The 20,107-nt window shown below is 52.2% G+C and carries 25 protein-coding genes; 7 read left to right on the forward strand and 18 right to left on the reverse strand.

Features of this window, described 5'->3' with window-relative positions:
- From WC359_11800 to WC359_11835, 8 genes are all read right to left on the reverse strand, one after another.
- Positions 1–781: ATP-binding protein (locus tag WC359_11800; GenBank protein MFA5401120.1), on the reverse strand; the 781-nt coding region annotated here is incomplete at its 3' end.
- Positions 781–1,578, reverse strand: a complete 798-nt coding sequence (locus WC359_11805; GenBank protein MFA5401121.1) for a hypothetical protein — start codon at positions 1,576–1,578, stop codon at positions 781–783. The genes WC359_11800 and WC359_11805, both read right to left, overlap by 1 nt.
- Positions 1,559–2,797 (reverse strand): DEAD/DEAH box helicase, encoded by a 1,239-nt coding sequence (locus WC359_11810; GenBank protein ID MFA5401122.1) that lies wholly within the window; start codon positions 2,795–2,797, stop codon positions 1,559–1,561. The genes WC359_11805 and WC359_11810 overlap by 20 nt, the downstream gene beginning before the upstream one ends.
- On the reverse strand, positions 2,787–3,668 hold the full coding sequence (locus WC359_11815; GenBank protein ID MFA5401123.1) for a site-specific DNA-methyltransferase: 882 nt from the start codon (positions 3,666–3,668) through the stop codon (positions 2,787–2,789). Before WC359_11815 ends, WC359_11810 begins: the two co-directional genes overlap by 11 nt.
- 789 nt (positions 3,669–4,457) lie before the next feature.
- Positions 4,458–4,742, reverse strand: coding sequence for a hypothetical protein (locus tag WC359_11820; protein ID MFA5401124.1), 285 nt, complete (start codon positions 4,740–4,742; stop codon positions 4,458–4,460).
- Positions 4,739–5,113 (reverse strand): hypothetical protein, encoded by a 375-nt coding sequence (locus tag WC359_11825; protein MFA5401125.1) that lies wholly within the window; start codon positions 5,111–5,113, stop codon positions 4,739–4,741. Before WC359_11825 ends, WC359_11820 begins: the two co-directional genes overlap by 4 nt.
- 57 nt (positions 5,114–5,170) lie before the next feature.
- Positions 5,171–5,374 (reverse strand): hypothetical protein, encoded by a 204-nt coding sequence (locus WC359_11830; GenBank protein MFA5401126.1) that lies wholly within the window; start codon positions 5,372–5,374, stop codon positions 5,171–5,173.
- Positions 5,367–5,564 carry a hypothetical protein gene (locus tag WC359_11835; GenBank protein ID MFA5401127.1) on the reverse strand — a complete coding sequence of 66 codons (198 nt, stop codon included), beginning with the start codon at positions 5,562–5,564 and terminating at the stop codon, positions 5,367–5,369. The genes WC359_11830 and WC359_11835 overlap by 8 nt, the downstream gene beginning before the upstream one ends.
- 447 nt (positions 5,565–6,011) lie before the next feature.
- Here WC359_11835 and WC359_11840 point away from each other — a divergent pair, with 447 nt between their 5' ends.
- Complete coding sequence (locus tag WC359_11840; GenBank protein MFA5401128.1) at positions 6,012–6,317, forward strand: hypothetical protein; 306 nt, start codon at positions 6,012–6,014, stop codon at positions 6,315–6,317.
- Between the two features lie 259 nt (positions 6,318–6,576).
- On the opposite strand, the gene WC359_11845 is transcribed toward WC359_11840, so the two are convergent.
- Positions 6,577–7,218, reverse strand: a complete 642-nt coding sequence (locus tag WC359_11845; GenBank protein MFA5401129.1) for a hypothetical protein — start codon at positions 7,216–7,218, stop codon at positions 6,577–6,579.
- A gap of 538 nt (positions 7,219–7,756) precedes the next feature.
- On the opposite strand from WC359_11845, the gene WC359_11850 reads away from it, so the two are divergent.
- From WC359_11850 to WC359_11870, 5 genes are all read left to right on the forward strand, one after another.
- Positions 7,757–8,002, forward strand: a complete 246-nt coding sequence (locus tag WC359_11850; protein MFA5401130.1) for a hypothetical protein — start codon at positions 7,757–7,759, stop codon at positions 8,000–8,002.
- A gap of 91 nt (positions 8,003–8,093) precedes the next feature.
- Complete coding sequence (locus tag WC359_11855; GenBank protein ID MFA5401131.1) at positions 8,094–8,567, forward strand: MarR family transcriptional regulator; 474 nt, start codon at positions 8,094–8,096, stop codon at positions 8,565–8,567.
- 111 nt (positions 8,568–8,678) lie between these two features.
- Positions 8,679–9,326, forward strand: coding sequence for a hypothetical protein (locus WC359_11860; protein ID MFA5401132.1), 648 nt, complete (start codon positions 8,679–8,681; stop codon positions 9,324–9,326).
- A 70-nt stretch (positions 9,327–9,396) separates the two neighbouring features.
- A complete protein-coding gene (locus tag WC359_11865; protein MFA5401133.1) occupies positions 9,397–9,597 on the forward strand; it encodes a hypothetical protein in 201 nt (66 codons plus the stop codon).
- A 67-nt stretch (positions 9,598–9,664) separates the two neighbouring features.
- Positions 9,665–11,194, forward strand: coding sequence for a tetratricopeptide repeat protein (locus WC359_11870; GenBank protein ID MFA5401134.1), 1,530 nt, complete (start codon positions 9,665–9,667; stop codon positions 11,192–11,194).
- Positions 11,195–11,737: 543 nt separating this feature from the next.
- Here the strand turns inward: WC359_11870 and WC359_11875 are convergent.
- Together WC359_11875 and WC359_11880 are read right to left on the reverse strand one after the other, a co-directional pair.
- On the reverse strand, positions 11,738–11,920 hold the full coding sequence (locus tag WC359_11875; protein ID MFA5401135.1) for a hypothetical protein: 183 nt from the start codon (positions 11,918–11,920) through the stop codon (positions 11,738–11,740).
- 348 nt (positions 11,921–12,268) lie between these two features.
- Positions 12,269–14,071, reverse strand: a complete 1,803-nt coding sequence (locus WC359_11880) for a DUF2341 domain-containing protein (protein MFA5401136.1) — start codon at positions 14,069–14,071, stop codon at positions 12,269–12,271.
- A gap of 138 nt (positions 14,072–14,209) precedes the next feature.
- Here WC359_11880 and WC359_11885 point away from each other — a divergent pair, with 138 nt between their 5' ends.
- A complete protein-coding gene (locus WC359_11885; protein ID MFA5401137.1) occupies positions 14,210–14,497 on the forward strand; it encodes a hypothetical protein in 288 nt (95 codons plus the stop codon).
- Between the two features lie 71 nt (positions 14,498–14,568).
- On the opposite strand, the gene WC359_11890 is transcribed toward WC359_11885, so the two are convergent.
- From WC359_11890 to WC359_11920, 7 genes are all read right to left on the reverse strand, one after another.
- Positions 14,569–16,341 carry a hypothetical protein gene (locus tag WC359_11890; protein MFA5401138.1) on the reverse strand — a complete coding sequence of 591 codons (1,773 nt, stop codon included), beginning with the start codon at positions 16,339–16,341 and terminating at the stop codon, positions 14,569–14,571.
- Positions 16,338–16,535: a hypothetical protein gene (locus WC359_11895; protein MFA5401139.1), complete on the reverse strand. Its 198-nt coding sequence runs from the start codon at positions 16,533–16,535 to the stop codon at positions 16,338–16,340. The genes WC359_11890 and WC359_11895 overlap by 4 nt, the downstream gene beginning before the upstream one ends.
- A gap of 9 nt (positions 16,536–16,544) precedes the next feature.
- Positions 16,545–16,835: a helix-turn-helix domain-containing protein gene (locus WC359_11900; GenBank protein MFA5401140.1), complete on the reverse strand. Its 291-nt coding sequence runs from the start codon at positions 16,833–16,835 to the stop codon at positions 16,545–16,547.
- 56 nt (positions 16,836–16,891) lie between these two features.
- On the reverse strand, positions 16,892–17,713 hold the full coding sequence (locus WC359_11905; GenBank protein ID MFA5401141.1) for a hypothetical protein: 822 nt from the start codon (positions 17,711–17,713) through the stop codon (positions 16,892–16,894).
- 46 nt (positions 17,714–17,759) lie between these two features.
- Positions 17,760–18,197: a hypothetical protein gene (locus WC359_11910; protein ID MFA5401142.1), complete on the reverse strand. Its 438-nt coding sequence runs from the start codon at positions 18,195–18,197 to the stop codon at positions 17,760–17,762.
- Positions 18,198–18,199: 2 nt separating this feature from the next.
- Entirely contained in the window at positions 18,200–19,483 is a 1,284-nt protein-coding gene (locus tag WC359_11915; protein MFA5401143.1) for a hypothetical protein, read from the reverse strand.
- A 181-nt stretch (positions 19,484–19,664) separates the two neighbouring features.
- Positions 19,665–20,072 carry a hypothetical protein gene (locus WC359_11920; GenBank protein MFA5401144.1) on the reverse strand — a complete coding sequence of 136 codons (408 nt, stop codon included), beginning with the start codon at positions 20,070–20,072 and terminating at the stop codon, positions 19,665–19,667.
- Positions 20,073–20,107: the final 35 nt, after the last annotated feature.

The raw sequence follows: 20,107 nt of genomic DNA on the forward strand, positions 1-20,107 counted from the left end.
GATAAGCGTGCATAATAGAAAATCCCGCTTTTGCACGGCTGCCACTAGCCAGTACTCCAACCCAACCGGTAACATGCTTACCGCCCACAGAAAAAGCAAAGTCTTTCTTGTAGCGGGTACCATCTGCCGCCTGTAAAAACTGATCATCGGCATCTTCCCATTTCAACTCGGCACCATTCCAGTTTAGTACAAGCAGTTTATTCCTTAAATCTTGCCTATACATCGAACCAAGGAAATCTCTAATCTTTCCGATTGTCCGGCCGTGAAAGACTCGATTATGATTTGTAATTTCTACTATGGTGTAGTGCTTTTCCTTTGGACGGTTCTCAACGTGCTCATATGGTAGGATGTTCTCTCCTCTTGATACCGCATCTACATCCACCGCCACTTTATATTCTACTGTTTCCCCCAGTTTCTTTGTGCGGATATTCCAAGAATTTCCGAGCCAACAGGCAGCAGTCTTTAGTCCCATGCCATATTGTGATCTCCCGTTGCAGTTTAGGGGCTTCGCTCCAACGTGCAATGCATTATCCAGTTCTTCGTATGACATGCCTAAAGCATTATCAGCTACCCTTAATAAACCACCATTTTCTCTATCATAAACTATAGATACTTCCAGAGATTCCTTGTTTTTGGAATATGCCTCGTCAAGTATTGTTTTATGATCGAAATAGGACTGCGTCGAGTTATCAACAAGCTCAGCTATAGCATGCCATGGAGTGTAGGAGAGGCGTTTATAGGATTGAATCACCTCTAGGCCCAATATCAGCTGGATAGCCATCATATCCTCCTTTTGCGGACTGTCTTAAAATGAAGAGCACCAGTCTCATCTCGAACTATCCTATAATCATCGGATGAATTTAAAGGACTACGTTTAAGTGGACTTAGCCATACACTAGTCTTTGCATCGATGCGTTCCCATTCAGTAATGCCCCCTTCGTATTCAATCTCACATTTTTGTCCGGCAGAGATATCTAAACCTGCTGGAGACGATACTACAAGAAGCCGTGGCATATTACGATCAGCATGACATATCGAGACTAGGTTCTCCTCCACAGTAGTTGGATTTTCACCATTTACCCTTACAATATGATGATTAGTCTCTGATCTAAAAACTTCAACAATCTGCAAAAGGGCATCGTATTTGCTCAGTGCCTCTTTCCAACCAGGAATGCTGCTGTTTACTATGATAAGTACACGAGGTTGTACTCCCTTCACCATATCAAGTAGTCTATGTCGATCGAGTAGAGTATTCTTTGCTGCAAGAAAATCCGCTTCCTCCTCACCGTATTTTGCCTTTGAGAGTGTTTGCACCTGAGGTATTATGTGCTGTTGCAGCGAATGATGCGCCATTTCAACCTCTATTATCCACCATATCCGATATTGAAGGTCAATCAATGCCATGTCTGGTATCGTTGAATCCGTGTCTGATTGCACTAATTTTTTAAACGGTACTGCAAAATACCCAGGATACAGTATATGAGCGCGTCCAAGAACAATTTGTTCAAACTCGTCCTCATATAATGATGACGAAGATATTGCTTCGTACCATACATCATTAAACAGTATGCGTGCCATTAAAATGAAATGAGCTCCGTTTCCATTGTATTGAAGCAGCCTCAGAGATATTTAATTCCTCATTTCTAAGTCGCTCTTCTTCAACTTTAGTTGTATATATCGTGTATATCGTAGCCTTCTCCTTCCCCAGTGCTGGTCTTAACACACGGCCGAGTCGCTGGACTCTTTGACGAAAACTTGCGGTGGAGCTCGAAACAATTGCCACAGTAGTCTCGGGGACATTCATACCTTCATCCAATGCTCTGCATGTAACTAAAACATCGAATAGCCCGCGTCTATATAGCCGAAGATTATCCCTACGTATCACGGGGTTCATACGGGAATGATACAATGCTGCAGAATAGTGTCGCTCGATTAATAACCTACATATGGTCTCAGCCATGTCAATGCGCTCATGGAAGACCAAAGCACGCTGCCCCCTATGCTCCTCAAGCAGACGCAATGTCACGGGAATACGAGCCACTGCTGTACAAGCGACCGCTGCGCGCTTTTGTAACAAACGCTTCATATGCTCACGTTTTTGGTGTTCACTTGTATTAGCCATAATATGTGCAGCTTTTGCGATTAGTTTACTGAGCCTGTCGTACTGTGCACGTTCATCTGGTAACAATTCCGCTGATACATTGATTAGATCAAATTGGACAATGACACCGTCATGACGAGCTTGTATATAATCATAGTCGAATATTACTTTTCCTAATCGCGGTATTAGCATAGACTCCAGTCCGTGGTCATATTCACGTTCTGGGGTGGCTGATAGTCCAAGAGTTGCACCGTAGTTACCATGCAGCGCTTTTGAGTTTGCCGTGGTGGCAGCGTGATGGCACTCATCAACAATAAGTAGGCAATTATATAAAGCAGCAATAGATGGTGCCGCTACACGTGCTGTATTCAGTACGAATATATTTACTGTACCTGGTGTTGCGGGATGGCTGTCACCCGAATAACATGCTATCTCGTGCGTAGCTATTCCAAGGTCTTCTATGAGGCTCACATACCATTGATCAAGAAGCGCGATCGTTGGCACAATTATGTTAATACGCCCATCTGGATAATTTTCTAAAAAATGCTTCATACACAATTCAGCGAGAACAGTCTTTCCTCCACCAGTCACCACACGGACAATTCCCCTCATTTGAGCCGTCCATAACTTAAGCGCCGAAAGTTGCCATTGACGTGGTTTCAGTGAGAGGTTCCACTTAGATGGTTCACCGGACATTACGTTGAACCTTTAATATATTATTAGAAAATCGACCTTTCGAACCCTCTATGTAATCTACCAATGGCTCACATGATATCCAATGGCGGCCCAATTTATCAGCTGCTGCACCAGTTGTATTGCTACCAGCAAAGGGATCAAGGACAATATCACCAGGCTCCGTTAAGAATTTAATAAAAAATTCAGCAACCCCATAGGCCATCCGCGCTGGGTGTGGTTTGAGACTCTTGTTGCGGCAGTACCGCTGATATGGATCAGTAGCGCTTGTATTTGCAAAAATCAAAACATTAGAGGGAATCGATCCGTTATTATCATGTAGGAATGATTGCATTCCCACGTGATGCTCAGAAGGTCTCTTGCCTGCATTATACTCTTGCTTCTCTAACAGATTTAACATCGCCGCGCTGTACTTTTTCAATATTTTTCGATTATCCGCTTTAGGTCTACTAGAAGGCGACATCCACCAAAGATGCGTATAAGCGTCCTTTACTCTGACACGTTCGATGTTGACCCATTGAGCAGGGGTCGGCAGGCGCGCCTGATTGTAATATATAAATTGCTCACAAAGATAGAAGTCACCGCGATCCAAGAATGAAAGTAAAGCACGCAGTGGCAACGTGGACATTGTAGGTTTTCCTTTTTCCCATGCATTGCCAAGCTCAATAACCAACGAGCCATCTGGTGTCAACAAATCTTTAAATATCTGCGCTGTGCTGGAAAGCCAATCGATATATGCTTGACCAGTAAGGTTGCCATAAGCTTTCTTGCGATTAAGCGGAAATGGTGGCGAGGTGAGTATCAACTGTACCTTGCTTTTATAAGCATCTCCAATTGGAGAAGTTAAGATTTCCTCGGCAGTCCCGAGGTACATGATTCCGCGTGAGGTTCTGTAGGCTTCTCTCAACTTGGCAGGATCACTCGATTTATTTCTACCACTTCGAACCAATTGCGTAATAATTCCACTTATTATAATAGCGGGGTAATATCACCAAGAGATTATATCGGATATGTTCTTTTGTCAATATCTATCATTGAATACGGTTATAACCCGGGTTTCCATTATAAATAAGAATAGAATAGCATTGATACTAACAAATAGTATCTACACTATGGCTAGGCGGACGGCGACATTCAAGTTATGATACAAGAACTAAACGTTCCGCTTCGTTAGTATCCTGAAACTGTATTTTAATGATAGATCTAGGAAAGCCCCTTTTTGTAGACATGTAATGAAATCTCACAGACAGATATTTATCTGGAAAACCCCATATACGACGCTCAACTGACGATACAACAAGACTTCACCACAAGCCAAAACGAACAATGTCGATATTTGAATATTTAACCTGGGAGAAAGGGGGGAGGGGTTGTTGAATTGTTTTTTTATTTTGAGAAACAAATCGGGGGGCGGCTCGGACGGAGCGAGAGATGGGCTGGGGTTTGATTGCGGAAACGGGCCCGGGGACGGGGTGGAGGGCGGCCAGGCGGGCCGCAGCCGGGCATTTGATTTGAAGAAACAAATAGGGTTTAGGGACGGGTGGAGGAGGACTTAAGGACGGCGTGGCGGTTATACGGGTTGAGGAAGAGGCAGACGGTGGATTGTAGTTGGTAGGCGAACGGAAGGAGGGGGCGGGTGACCAGGCCGCCCGTTTCCTTTCCATCAGATGCGGCGCCAGGGGCCGTGATCAAGATCGCGAAGCATCATCTCCTCCTCCTGCTCTATCCAGTCCGGGTGGCGGTGGCGTTTGGGATTTTCGAGGCAATCGAAGGGCTCGAGCACCAGGGTGATCCGCTGCGCCACGGCCGGGGTGATGGAAGAGAACACGTCCCAGGCGGTGAACCGGTGGCCGCAGACGGAACAGGTATGCAGGGGAAAACCTTTGCCGGCCTCGAACTGGATATAGTGCAGGCAGCTCGGGCAGGTGCAATTGCAGGGTGTTGTCATCTGGCCTCCGGCTGCCACTTGCCGCACTCCTGGCACTTGTAAGCGGCGAACGGCTTGCCGTTATCCTTGCGGGTGCCTGTGACCCATTCGAGGGCATCGCTGCCGCAATTGACGCAGGCGCCGACCTTAGCGGGCGGCGGAGGCGGTTTGGGCGCAGGGGGAAGCACTGCCGCGCCGGCAGCCCCGTTGACGACAGGCCGCGGGGATTTTGACAGCAGAGGGGCAGAGCCGGTGACGTAAGCTATTACCTTTTCCAGATCCGCGGTGACCTGGGCGAAGGTATCGCCGAAGATGTTGAAGCGGACGGACATCTCGTCCTCGGCCTTGATGTTAGTGACCTCGATGTGGAAGCGGGAACCGTTGTTCGACATACAATTCTCCTTGCGTTTATTCGCGCCGGTGATAACGCCCACCGGCAGGCGGCGGGATTAAAAAGGGAGCGGCTCAGCAACGACGGGCGTCCACGCCTGGAAGACGCGCTCAAGGGTGGCGCAGTCCAGGTAAATGGTGACGCAGTGGAAATCGCGCCGGACGGTGATTTTGACCGAGTCGGTAAACACCGGCGCAATCTCGACATCGGAGCTGCCGACCATGATGTGCGAGTGATGGATGGTGCTGTTAAGGTCAAGCACAGACGACCTCCTCCAGCCGGCGGGAAAAGAACTCATCCCAGGCGATATCACGTTCAACCGCGGAGTAATCGCCCAACCAGCCATAGAGCAGATAGAGAGGGACGTCGACTATGTCGCTCTCCCAGTACCTGCCCTCGGCATCCGACCGGTCAAACGCCGCGCCCGGCCTGACTACCTTGATATGAGGCATTAAAACAACCTCCCCTGTTTATTAAGCTGCAAGCGCCTCGACCTGAGCGCCTGCAGCAACTGACGCCTGCGGATCAAGCCCAGGGTGCAACGGCTGGACCGCGCGCACAGCTGTTTGCACGGTTTGGACCTGCCGCACATGCCTTTGAGCTTCATCCTAATCACCTCCAAATAACTTTTTATTTTTTACCTTTACTTTTTTCTTAGCGGAGCCGTATCCCCGGCCAGCCGCCGGCACGCGTGCGCAAGGGGTAAAAATAAAAAAAGTCACCGGACGAGCGGTAAAGGACGAACGGCGACAGGATAAATGAGACTTTTTTTATTTTTAGGCTTCAGCCCCCGCCCCTTGCGCAACGAGGCGGCCGGGATATAATTTCGTACGGAAAAAAGTAAGGCTCAGACGCTCCACCGTCCCGGCGGTGTTCTTTGGTACTTTCTTTGCCGCCGCATGATCAAAGAAAGTACAGAAACGAGCGGGACGGACGGCGGGATAAGGAAGCGAGACGAACGAAGAGGACGGGAGAGGGCGAGGCGGAGATGGGGCGGGGCGGGGAAAGAGAAAAAAAAGAGGGGGGTGGGGGGCGTACCCCGTAGCTTTACCATCGCCACTGCGCCCGAACATCACCCGCGCAGGGCGCCCATATACGGGCGGGGGCACGATAAGGAAACAGGGGATAGCACGCATGAAAAGATGTCCGAGCTATACGGAGCGAGCCGGAGTTGCAAGGGTATACCGATGGAAGCTTTACCGTAATTTGCAGGTATACCTTTGCAAGCGGAGGCGAGCGGAGGAAGCGAGTACAAGCTGGAAACCGCCCCATGAAATGCTCTTTGCCGCCGGCGGAGCTCCTATTGACGCGGCCACGGGCTGCCAGCTCCTAATTACCTGCTGGTGCCCTGAAGCCGCGGAAACCCTGGCGGAGCCGCGGCAAAGTGGATTTCAGGTAAGGCGCGTGCTTTCCGCTGTTGATCTATGAAAACCGCCCCATGAAATGCTGTTTGCACCGGCGGAGCTATGCCTTGCGCCCAGGCGCGGACTGCCGGCCTCTCATTACCCGCCGGTGTCCTGACGCCGGGGCGACCCCCACAGCGGAGCCGGCTGCAAAGTGCATTTCAGGCAAGGGCACGCTGCCCGCTGTATTAAGCAGCCCGTGCACCGGGGGCGGGGCAGATAAAGAGCGGTCCCCGCTCTCCCCGCGCTCCTGGAACGTGATCAAAACAGGACGGCATAACGAGGCTGCGCAGTTGAAAGCCGGAAACCGTTTTTCACCAGGGAAAAAAAGAATATGATAAGCGCGCGACGCCCGCAAGGAAACGGGTATGACGGCAGCGGGGGCGCCGCTCCGCGGGGGAATAGCGGGAGCGCCGGGATAAGCGGGGACGGCGGGACAGGCGAAGCAGGCCGCTCTCCGCTCAGCTGCGGGCGCAGGATAATGGACGGGATGCACGGCACGCTCCGCAACGCTCCGGGGCGGGGCGAGGGCACCGGGGCCGTAGTCCGGCCGGGCGGCGGTGAGGCCGGCAAGGGGCCGGGGCGGGATGCCGTAACGGGCGCGGCGCCGGACACGCGGGCGGGCGGGGCGGGGCATGGGGAAGGCCGCGCACCCGGGCGGACCCGCCAGGCTCTGCGGCTCGCCGCCGCGGGGAAACCGCAACGCTCCGGGGGACGGCCTTCGCGCAGCTCCGGGGCGGAGGAGGGGAGGCCACGGGCGAAGCTCCAGCGGCCGACGCGGACGGGGATCCGCAACGCTCCGAGGGGGTTTGCGGCGCGGCGCTCCGCTGAACGCTGGAGGGGGTTACCCGCAACGCTCCGCGGTCCGATGGAGGCGATGACGGCGGACTGGGGCGGGGAGGGGAGGCGCAACGCTCGGCGGCCTGCAACATTCAGGAGTACGGGGCGGGATAATACAGGGCGATAGATACGGCCGGGGTTATCGCTTTGCCTTGTTTGCCAGGCGCGTGACAATAGCAGAATTGCACTCTTAAGGATACGCCCATCTTGACCCCCCACGAACCTTTTAACATCCAGTCATATCATCATTCATATCATATATATATAAGGGGGTGGATGCCGGCACCGATTTCATCGCGGCGGTCAAGGGTTATTCAAACAGAACGCGGCTGTAAGAAGCGACATAAACCAGTAGAACCAGCCGATACTGCGGGGATAGCATGAGGCTGAGGCGAAAAATCATGGAAAAGGATATTGTCCTAATAGAATGGCTCGACAGCAAGGGCATGGAGAGGTGGGAATACCTCGATGAGATTGAGCCGATGCTGCCGGGCGAATGCCGCGCGGCAGGGTTCATAATCGAGGATAACAGCGATTACACAACAATAGCGCTGGCGATCACCGACACCCAGGTGCTGGGCCGGATGACAATACCGGCAGGCTGCATTAAAAGCATTAGGAAACTGAGCGTATCAGCAAAGCATTGACATCTGTACGGATATGATATACCCTTACCGCATAAAACGAGAGCAAACCACGTCAAATAACATCAAAAACGAGGGCGTGCGGAGGTGAAGTTTGGCACAGAAAATCAAGGCGGATAAGGATTACACCCTTGTCGCGCAGATAACGCAGGTTGCGGACATACTGGTTAAGGTGCGGGAGCGGGAACTGCTGCCACAGAAACTGTCGGCTACAGCCGCGGACATACTCTTCCTGGTGAACGCCATGGGCAAGGATATAACACCCGCCAAAATTGGAAGGATGATGCTGCGCGAGGCGCACTCCGTATCCGGCATACTCAAGCGAATGGAAGGGCACGGCCTGATCGACAGGACCAAGAACATGAAGCGCAGCAACCAGATCCGCATAACACTGACCGCCAAGGGCGAAAAAGCTCTTAAAAAAGCCATGGAGCTGAAAGGCACGATGCATGTACTTTCCGGGCTGACCGGGGAGCAGCAAAGGCAGCTCGCCAAGACGTTGAGTATACTTAAAGAAGCTGGAAAGAAAGAGCTCCATCTTAGCCCTAAGGAGCTCCTTTGGCCGTAAAGTACAAAAGGGGATTGATGTGGGAGGAGCAGGACCGCAGAAAAATATATGTGCTGCAAAATCAATCATAATATAACCCAAGAATACAGACGAATAGGGGAGAAAGATGAGATGAAACGCCTAATAATAGAATGGGCATTCAATAATATATTCTGGAGTAGCGTTGCAATACTATTCGTGATCTTTGCCGTAGTCATATTAGTAATTGCCCCCACGACTATACTCGAATTTATTATATGGATATTTTGGCGTATATTTGATTGCACAAAATTCCCAATTACAGTTGTAATAACAATCATAAAGTTTCTCCAAGAGATGGGGACGGGAGATATTGCTTCTGGTGTACAAACTGCTTTCATGTCTATTGCGGGGATTTTTCTATATCCATTCCAATTCATTGCCGGGTTGATTTCTGATATGGGAAAAGGAGATTTTGCTAAAGGTTTTGCATTGCTGTTAAGCACATATGCTGTTATAGGCAGCATATTTTGGTCATGGAATACGAAGAAGAAGGGTGTGACTTTAATGACAATTGGATTCATCTATTTAATGGGAGTCGTTGCATTTACAATTTGGACGCTTTCATCATTAAATAATACCAATGAAAATAATGCGGCGGTTATTGTTATAGTTTATAGCATAACAAGTTTAACCTGCCTTATATTTGGCACGAGAAGGTTAGAGAAATATGAGAATAAATTATCAAATTGCAAGCAGCATGGCAGCGATAGCGATGAATTGAGAAATAATAGTAATTAGACACCACAGAAACGAGACATACAGCCAGCGAAATCAGCCAAACAGTACAATGCAAAGCGGAAAGGAAAACATGGCATATAAAACAGACCTAAACGAAATCCGCATAACACTGACCGCCAAAGTCGAAAAAGCTCTTAAAAAAGCCATGGAGCTGAGAGGCACGACGCAGGTACTTTCCAGGCTGACCGGGGCGCAGAAAAGGCAGCTCAAAGCAAGCCTGGCGGGAATAAAAGAGCTGCGCTTAAGTACAAAGATGTTGCCGTGGCCGTGAGCCATGGATTGGGAAAATGAGGTTAAGCATTTGAAGCGAAATTGGGTACTTTAATTAGGAGGCGCATATGCGGAATATTCAAATGACAAAGTCGATTATTGGTATTCTATTAGCGACCATAATGTTGGTTTTGGGCTGCGCAAGTCCTGCAAAAGAATATGTAGTCAAGGGCAACAGTTACCTTGAACAGAAGCAATGGGACAAAGCTATTGCTGAATATACTGCAGGAATGGGGCAGGACCCCAAATATGCACCGGCTTATAGCAACCGTGGTATTGCATTTGTCCATAAAGGCGAATATGACAATGCAATAGCGGATTACACTAAAGCGATTGAACTCGACCCGAAGTTTCTCATGGCATATAGCCAACGTGGTGACACCTTTGGAATAAAGGGCGAATACCATAAGGCAATTGCGGATTACTCTAAAGTCACAGAATTAGACCCTAAAGATGCCAAGAATTATTATAGCCGTGGAATTGCCTATTATAATGTGAATAAATTTAATGAAGCCATCGCTGATTATACGAAAGCGATTGACCTTGATACTAAGGGTATCATAACGGAGTTAAAGCAGAAGCTTGCTGAGGCATATAACAAACGGGGTCTAACCTACAATAAACAGCTTGAGTACGACAAAGCGATGGCCGATTGCACCAAAGCAATTGAGATAAACCCGCAATATGCAGAGGCTTACAATAGCCGTGGGTTGCTATATTATAATTCTATGAAATTCGATAAAGCCATCGCTGATTATACAAAGGCGATTGAAATAGAACCTAATAATGCGCAAGGATATATCAATCGCTACCTTGCCCAAATTAAAAAACGTGATTTAGATACAACAATAACGGATCGTGGGTATAAGATCATGGCTCCAGCATTACAAATTGAGTTTGAAATAGGCACTCAATATACAGGCCCTATGAGCCTAATGTCTGCAATAGCATCAAGATATATTGGGCACCTAAGCACAAGACCTAGCCTTAACTACCCGGATTCTACTATAGGTACAGATTTTCGGAAGGCACTAGATTTGGATCCGAAACTTGCTGCGGCATACGGACTTGGGGTAGACGCCAACACAATAAAGCTTGACCCAAAGAATGCGCGAGCTTATTTAAGCCTGGGAGATTATACTAAAGCCATTGAGATAGACCCGCAATATGCCGAGGCATACAATATGCGTGGTATGGTTTATTTTACTAATGATAATTTCGAGCAAGCTTTTGCGGATTTCAGTAAGGCGCTTGAAATCGATCCAAGGAATGCCATATATTATAAAAATCGTGGCAGTACTTATATAAAACTACATCAATACAACGAAGCAGTTGACGATTTTACTAGAGCGATTGAGCTATACGAGAACGATTATGTCCTTTATAACAACCGTGGAGTAGCCTATTATTTCATGGAACAATTCGACAAAGCAGTAGCTGATTTCACCATAGCCATAGAGAAAAACTCAGAATATGACTACAGTGTGTATTATAATCGAGCAGAAGCATATTCAAGAATTGGTAAGACAGCAGAAGCGATTGAAGATAATACAAAAGGCAATGAAATATTTGATAAATGGGGAATAATGCCGCGGTAACGGACTGACAAACACTCGCATCCTACAAAATAACTTGGTTGAGTTTGGCCTTCGCCCAGCATATAAACCCTGGTACTTAAGTAGAATATTTCCTACACTAAAATCAAGTAGCGCTTAGGGAAACAACGCATAGGGAGGTCATAAATGGCTTGTAGTGTTTGTGGTGGAAGGTCACACACAAAAAGAACGTGTCCTAATATTACTCGCAAACCATTCCCTGAACCAGAATACAAGCCGATGCAATGTAAATGTTGTGGGCAACTTCACTTTAAGATACAGGCACATCATACGCGGGGACGTGGAAATAACAACCCTAAAACTCGTTTATATGTCTGTGAAAAATGCCATCAATATTGTGGTCATCCTGGTAAATATACAACAGAACACAGAAAGCCACAGATATGTAGGATATCGGGATTACCCTCTCATTGGAGATCATGTAAATAATCCAATTTAAATAAGAGGCAGATATTTAATTACACTTAGTATACGACTTGTACAACTAATTTTCTTGTCTAAATCCGTGAAACTGGAACACAGGGTTTAAGGATATGGGGATAGATACCTTAGCGGCGGTGTTTCAGTTAAAACGCAAGTGCCGTTCTCGCAGACGGCGTATTTTACCGGGCAAGCAGCCTGGCCGGCATCGAAGCCGCAACGATAACTGACGATACAGGCAGATACGGCGATAAAGACTACACAGAACCAGATAAAAAAGTCTTTCATATTAACATCTCCTACACGGGCGCAGCTAAAGCAACGCCCCAACATTTTTCATCCTTTGCGGGTGCGCACAACGGCGGGATTGTATTCAGCGTCAGCGTCAGTAAGAGTGAGATTATGGACGAGGGGCAAACGGACAACGGCACCGTGATGAATAAGAACGCCCTGAAGATCCCAGCGGGTGTCGCACGAATAGCATAATAAACAGATACGCCGGACACCGTTAACATAGTGATCGCCCATGGTGGTGGTGCCGCCGCACACAGGGCACCGGGTAAACGGCGCGGGTAAGCGGGGCGCGGGGGGCATAACAAACAGAGGGGCGTATTTACGTTTCATCAATATCCTCACTCAAACCGCGCAGAGCTGGAGGCGGTGGAAATAGGCTCCTTTGAAAGTGTCATACTCAAGCTGATAGCCCGCGACGCGGTAGAAGGTTTCCTGGTTGGCGACAGGGTCATAGACGGCCAGCACGTCCCACAGTTCCAGTCCGCAATGCGGCGGGATAAGCAACTCCGCCCGCCGCTGATCGAGGCGGTTCCTGGACAGCATGGCGGTGGCCACGGCGCCGGACACAGCAGCAGAATAGGCCGCGGGGTTATGCCGCATCTCGAGGCGCTCGCCGACCAGGGAGATCTCCGCGTCCAGTTTGGCCGTTCCGCTGACCGGACTGCCGGAGCGGTCCTCACCGGCGATGAACACGCGGTTGATCTCCTGAGAGGAAGCGAAATACGAAGCCTCGAGTATAAGGTGCTGATCGGGATACTGCACAGCGCCAATGGAAAGGAGGCCGCCCTCCGAGGCGTAGTAATCCGCCTTTATCCATGCGGCGGAGCGGTTGGTGTTTGAAAGGCGGACCTCATCGATAAAACCGTTCCACATATAAGCGGCTGTCCCATAATGACCGATGCGGAAGGCGGCCAGGGAAATCGCGCCCACTTTGGTCGCTCCCGCCACGCCGTTAACAAACCACTGCGCAGTGGTGGTGGAGCTGTTGTAAACATAAGCAACATGCACCCAGGCGAGCAAAGGAAAGGCCAAGCCTGCATTGTGATTGCCTGCGCCCATTTGCGCCAACAAATCAGCGCCGCCATCGGGAATAAGCAGCCTGTTGGCGGAGGCTGACCCGATGAAAGTGCCGTAGCCGGGAGTTGTGCCGGAGACGCCCTGCTTGTTAAGCCAGCCGCTGATGGTGAAGGACCCGGACTGGCCGGTCCCGGAGGTGGCGATATAATCGTCGACGCCGTCGTTATTCTGACCGAGGCCGAAGCGATGATTAGCCTGGAGAGGCTCATTGGCAGCTTTCTTGGCGCCCGTGCGGGCATTAACAGTGCTATCGGCGATGGTGGAGGTGGTGGCATCGGCCATGTGCCAGACGGCCTTATAATTTGCATCCCAAACATTAGTGGGATCGGCATTATTAACAGCGTAGGGATTGTTATAGTACAGATAAATCTTAGTGGGAGCGGAGGCTGACACGGAGGGTACTTTGACGTAAAACTCTGCGATGCCGTTTACGGAATCCCAACGGGCACGTTCGAACTTTAGCAAGGTAGTACCATCCGATGAAGTGAAGCGGGTATCATAGCCGGTGCTGAGCGAGCGGGAGAAAAAATGCCAGGGATCCAAAGGGATGCCTTCATGAACAAACACCCCGTCGAAATAAGCGGAAGTTCCGTTTACATTAATCCACAGAGTGGCTAAAAGGCGGGTGGGGGATGAAGGCACAGTGCAGGAAGCAGTCAACAGGCGCCAGGTTGAGTCGCCGGGATGATAAGCGGAATAATAACCGGTGGAAGTGGGATGTATGCCGACACGCGCGGTATTAGGGGTGTCAGCCCATACCCAGGCGGAGACGGAATAAACTTTGCCGGCAAATTCCGGATAGATGGTGCCGCCGCACTGCTGGTAAGCGTAACCGCCGGCAGCGGAGGCGGTGAGCTTCAGGCAGTAAGAGCCGACCTTCTTCATGTGGCCAACGCGGGTAGCGGTGCAGTTGGAGGGCGACCAGGACGTTACACCGGATTCAAAATTCCCGTTGACGGCGAGATTCTGCATCCTGACGATGACAGGGAAATTGGAGAGAGCTGCGTCAACATAGGCGTTGTCTATGGTGATCTCCCGGCGATTGAGCCAGCCTTCAAGCCACGCCATTACGAGACTCCTGACGAAAGGCGGCTGAACAACAATGTGAGCCGCGGCTTAGCAGGCTCAGTGATGCTGATTTTCATTTACACATCCACAATCGAGTAGTATAATCCGTGCGGATTATTCGTAAGGGAGGTAAGGGAAATGGTTACAAGCGATCTCGCTCTGTTCTTATCTATGACAGGCATTGGTATCACACTACTAAGTTTAGGCATACCTCTTATAACTGATACTACCGACAATAAAAAAAGATGGGGGACGGTTCTTATTTTTGATGCATCCATTATTATCACCTCAGGAGCAATTTTGTATATCGTAAAATCTGACAGTAATTGTGCAAATGTAATACCTTCAATAGTGGCCATAATAATAATTTGGATAATCACATTTGCAGTGTGGTGGATAGCTGGCAAATGTAAAAAATGTAAATAAATTAATGAACATTCTTAATATTTCGCCTAAGCATTTGAAAAACTTAGAATTATTCAATGTAAACAGACAGATCACACAGGGAAACTCAGATAATAAGACGGTGGATCTGTAGCTTGCGGATAGACGATATAGCCGGTAAGGCCGACGAAATAGATCGTATCCGGGACCAGGTCCAGCAGGCGGCGCAGCACGGTGGCGGCATTCTCGCCGGGGCTGACCGTGATATGCGGATAGGTGGCGGTGATGGCCGAGCTGCGGGATACATAGTTGATAGCTCCGCCCACGGACTGCAACATAAGCTCGACGAGCTGGTAAACGGTCTTTTCATCCGAGTACGCGTTCCACTCCACGGGCCTGTTGAAGCCGTATTTCTCCAGCAGACCCCAGGCATCGACGGCATGGATGGCGAAGAGCCGCTTGCCGGGAAGACGAGCGTACTCCAGCTCCTCGATGAAGTAATAGCCCGCCGGGCTGAGCAAGGCCCCGCCGGACGTATAGCCGATCGACATTTTGACGATGCTGCCGCGTTTGATCGCGCCGGCGTAATTTGCATCGCCTCCGCCGGGGCTGTCATATCGCTGCGAGACATTATTAAGCAGGACGGTAAGATTGGATGGGCTGAGCGGTTTGACCTGCTCCGTGACCTTGTAGATATCGGCGACCGGCACCTCGTAATAGGTCCCGGCTCCCGCACCCGCCGATGGCGGCGTCCAGGAAGAGGGAATGGTGGTACGCCAGACCTGGTTGGGCGCGGCGGCATAGAGATACGTTCCGTCGCAAGCAAGGGCAAGGCCGTAAGTGGCGGTGACATCGAGCGGCCAGGCACGGGACCAATCGCTATCTTTGAATACCGTACCGGGCTTGAGACGATAGAACCACGGCCTGTTATCCTTGGCGAAGCTGAAAACCGCTCCCAACGATGAGTGATAGGCCAGATAGGGATCGTCCACGCCCAAATTATCGGCGGCCTGCTGCTGCATGACCGAGCTGACCTGCTCGTAATAGGTGGGAACATAGCGGCCGGCACGGCCGGTACGGAACTGGCGCAGGCGCATGGCGGAGCTGAAATCCACGCGGGCTTTATAGGAATTTACGAACTCCCAACCGGACCAGGTGCCCACGGTGTAAGAGCCGCCGTCGCCGTAGATGCCGCGGGCCAGGCGGATATACGATCCGTCCAGAAGCAGTGCGAGTATATTCCAGTCGCCGTTGTGATAGAGGGCCAGGGCGGAAATAGCATGGTCGCCGGAGATCTGCCCCAGTCCGGTGGACCAGGTGCCTGATACCCGCTTCTGGATATAGAGCGATGTGGGATCGTTGAAATCGGTGGCATGGACGACCGCGACATCGCCGTTTGCCTTGAAGGCCGCAGCGCAGCCACGCTCGCAGGGGCGGGCGTTGTTCATGGCGGTCCATGCGCCGAATGTGGCGCCGCTGTCGGTACTCTTCTTGTAGTAGAGGTATACGCCGTCGGAGCTGAAGGCTATGACCTCGGTACCGGAGGCGGCGATTGCGACCGGGGAGTTGGCCAGCCCGCCGCCCCAGGAGGTCCAGGAAGTCCAGGTGGAGCCGGAGGACGGGGAAGTGACGCGCTGATAATAGATAGTGGCGCCGGCGCGGACCCGGCAAACGGAGCCGTCGGCGGGAACGGCGACGGCATGCTTGCCAACGGCGGTTGAATCGGTGGCCAGGGTGAGCCGCTCCCAGGCGAAATCAGACCAGCGCAGAGAAGCATCGGCTACGGCGGCCGGGTGGCCATAGGCGGCTATTTCAATTTTGACCAGGGGAACGCGGAGGTTAGCCTTGCGCTGTTCGGCTAATAAGGCTGCTGAGAGCGTCCTCATGGAGCTGATTTAACTCCCGTCACATCATGAAACACCGCCTTATCCGCGGTCACGAGGTCCGATTCGATCAGGCAGTTATAACAAAGGAACTCAATGTCGATTACCTTGCCCCGGGTGCGGTCGACCGCAATCAAGTTCAAGGCCGAAGCGCACCGGCCGCATTGAAAACGGAGCAATGTAAAATCATCCGGCACGGCAACTCCTTATTTAGACAGCGGCACACCCTCGCCGCACACTTCGGGGGATTTAAATAAACTCAGCGACCGGTAAACCGTACGGTCGGACACGCTGAAATGCGCGGCGATCTCACGTATCAACCAGCTCTGCTTCCGCAGATTAAGCATCTCGACGTTACGGGACGATATGCGCAATCCCGCCTTGCCGAAAGGCATATCCTCGATACAGCGGGGCAAAGGGCATTCAAGGCATGACGGGAAAAGGCTACAGCCGCGATCACGATGAACCACAACCAACGGATCTTTTAATTTGCACACGGTTCCGCCTCCTTTTACAGGCGGCGCCGCCATTATTACGACGGCGCCGCAGCCGATCAAAGCAACTTAACGTAGTCCCATCCGACCTGGGTGGGGGTATAAGCGCCGCCCCCGTAGATCGACCAGTCCACGGTCTTGCCGCTGAGCTGGGCCAGGCCGTCCTGGGCGTTGTACAGCTCGTTGAAATAGGATACGAGGTTGCGCAGCTCCTCGAAGGTCTTATCGCTGCAGGCCAGGTTGTTGGCCTTCTCGTAATCCTTTTTCAGCTTGAGCATGAAGGCATGGTAATTGTTGGCCTCGGCCGGGGTGGGGGGCTTAGATAGTCTCGTCTGGTATTTGAAAGCCTCGCAGAAAAGGGCGACGGCCTTATCGACCAGGCGTTTCGCTTCGCATATGCGCTTCTCCCGCGGCACCTCCCGCAGGTCGAAGCGGGTTACCTGCGGATAGAAGTAAAAGGCACGGCTGACGGGGGTAACCTCTACGCCGTCCTTGCGGCAGGACTCCTCGGCGGAGCCGACCGCGGCATCGAGGTCGACAGGGACGTAGGTCTCCACAGGCGCAGCCGGGATAACGGGCGCAGCGGCAGGCTGCTGAACCGCTACGCTTTCAGCTTTTGGGGATTGCTTCGCTTCGCTCGCGGCGGCGGCAGCAGCGATCGTGGGGGCGGCCTTGACCTTCTCCTTATCGATATTGCCCTGCACGATGGTGTAGATAATACCGACAAGGGTGACAGCGACCGGACCGAGAACATCGATCAGGAACTGGCCGACGGTCTGGGCTTTGGCCGGGTCGGTGATGAAGAGGCCGAGGGATCCCGCGATGAGGGTAAGAAGGGTTACGATGATTTTTTTGTAGCCGTCCAGGGGTGTGGTTTCCATTTCTCTTTCTCCTCGGGCGCAGCTAAAGCAACGCCCCTACGTTTATTTATATGAGCACGCACAGGGATACGGGAACCTGCCGCTTTGCCGCGCGGTAATGGTCCGCCAGATGGCGGGCTGCCAGGATGATAAGCTCCGGCCGGGCATGGCAGCGGACGCCGTTGTCGCCCCAGCGGCTGAGCAACCGGCTCGCGTGGTCGAGCAGAGCAAAATCCACGGTCTGCTCAAGGGGCCGGCGCCCGATCTCGCAGGTATGATGAGGAAGCTGCCAGGTGGAGGCATCATACTCATCCTCGCAGACGGCGTAAGCCTCGGCGGGCAGACCGTCCTTGAACAAAGCCCTTAAAGGACATTGAACAGCAGGGCGGCCGGGGCGGCCCGAAAGGGCAATGCGCTTAATGACGTTTTTGCAGTTGAATTTGCCTTTCGGCGCCGCGCCCCGGCGATCGGTGACTTTTTCAGGTTCGGTGGCTTTCTTCGGCATATTTACTCCTCTATCAACAGATTTATTGATCTCAACGAACGGGTGACGGAACCCAAGGCGATCTCCTTTTGAAAGGCGGCCATCTTTGATTTAGCCTGGGCCGCCATGGCGACGGCCTCAAGCTTATAACCGGCGGCGATCTGCTGGAGCTGACGGCCTTCCTGGATGTGCGAGCCGGCGCTTTCGAGATGGCGGCCCGCGATCTGAACATAGCTCTGGCGTTTCAGATTCAATTCCGAGGCCATCCGGATATAGGCGGAGGCGGCCTCAATATACCGCGCACCTGCGGAGACATAGGCGTTGCGCTTATCATCGAGCGCCTTGATATGGGCAAGCTCCACCTGGGCGGAAGCAAGGTATTCAGAGGCCTGCCGGATTAACTGACCGGCCTGCTGGTTATACGAATTCGAGGCATCGATATCCTTGCCGGCATAGTCAGCCCACTCGCCCGCCGGGTCATCGCCGGTATTAGCCGTGGGGATATAGTCATCACCGGCAGCCAGATCGGCGACGGCGGCGGTTATCCTTGCGGTAGATGCTGTTATAGCGGTGGTCGCCGCGGTGAGCGAAGCGCCCGCTGAAGCGACGCGGATAGAAACATCGGTCAACTTTGCAGCGATAGCGGCATCGATGCTGCCCCCGGCCGTGGAGATGGCGGCGGCCAGGGCGGCGACGGCGGCGGTAAGCTGAGAGCCGGCGTTGGTGAGCTGAGTTGCTATATCGGCAGCCACGCCTGCGGCACTGGTGAGGGCGGTTTCCGCCAGCGTGACCTTGCCGGTCACTTTGGCGATTGCGGTGTTGGCGGACTCCAGGGCGGAGGTGATCTTACCGGCAAGGGTGGCGTCGGCATACTGCTCAAGGGCAAAGGCCAGAGCGCCCAGCTCGATCAAGTCGCTGTATTTTGCGTCGTAGGTGCGGGAAGCATCGGTCAGAGTGTGTATGCCCGACCAGTAGACATAGCAGTTTGCGCCATCGCCCGGCTCCTGCATGTAAAGCGTGTCCTGGACGATGGAGAAGGGCTTGAAAGTTGGGGGCTTGTCGCCGACGGGGAACTCCAGTTTATCAACGGATATTCGGCTGATGCAGGCAGCGAGGCTGACGGCGTAATCGCCGGATACGGTAGCGACAGTGGTTTTCTGCTGGTAGGGGTGGTGGCGTGAGAACATAGCCAGTGAGCGGGCAACGGCGTGCTGAAGGTCGGGATCCGACCATCGTGGAGCGCCGCCCGACGGATCGCCCAGGTCGATGCGGAGCTGCGCCACGAGATCAGCCAAATAAGCAGTCATCTATCCCTCACCCCCTGCCATATGTGAGACTATGCGAGCTTCAGTAGCGATTGCACGCTTATTCAACAACTTTCTCATAACATGCCTGACATCGGGATTGCCGGGGAGCGGCCGGGGTGGTCAGGCCGGCCGCTCCCAGTATTCAGAGGAGGCTACTTAAAGGGCAGTCACTCCTTTAAGCCTAAGAGGAAAGGGTCTGCTTGCCGGTCAGGTTGAAGGAGATGGTGGCGGCGTCCAGCAACACGCCGATTACGGTGTTGACATCATTGGTGGTGCTGGGGGCGGTATCGGTTACTTTGCCGCTATCCGCGCCCTCGGCCAGGTAAATAAGGCCGCCGGGCGTGCCGCCGGTGTAGCCTGTGACCACGCAGACGAGAGCCACGGGGATGACCTCGCCGCTGACGCCGCCTTTAAGGGCAACGACCTGGGGATTGATAACGCTGCCGGCGGTAGCCAGGGCGCGCTTCCATCCGGTGGAATAGCCGAGGATATCGCCCTCGACGCAAGCGCCAGCCAAAGTGACGGCCGCGGCAGCAGGGCCGGGGCCGCAGATGACATGTCTGCCAATTTGAGGATCCGCAAAGGACATTCAAACACTCCTTTTACCTCTCCCCTGCCCCCTCT

The sequence above is a fragment of the Dehalococcoidia bacterium genome (genome assembly GCA_041653995.1).
Classification (GTDB): Bacteria; Chloroflexota; Dehalococcoidia; order GIF9; family UBA5629; genus CAIMUM01.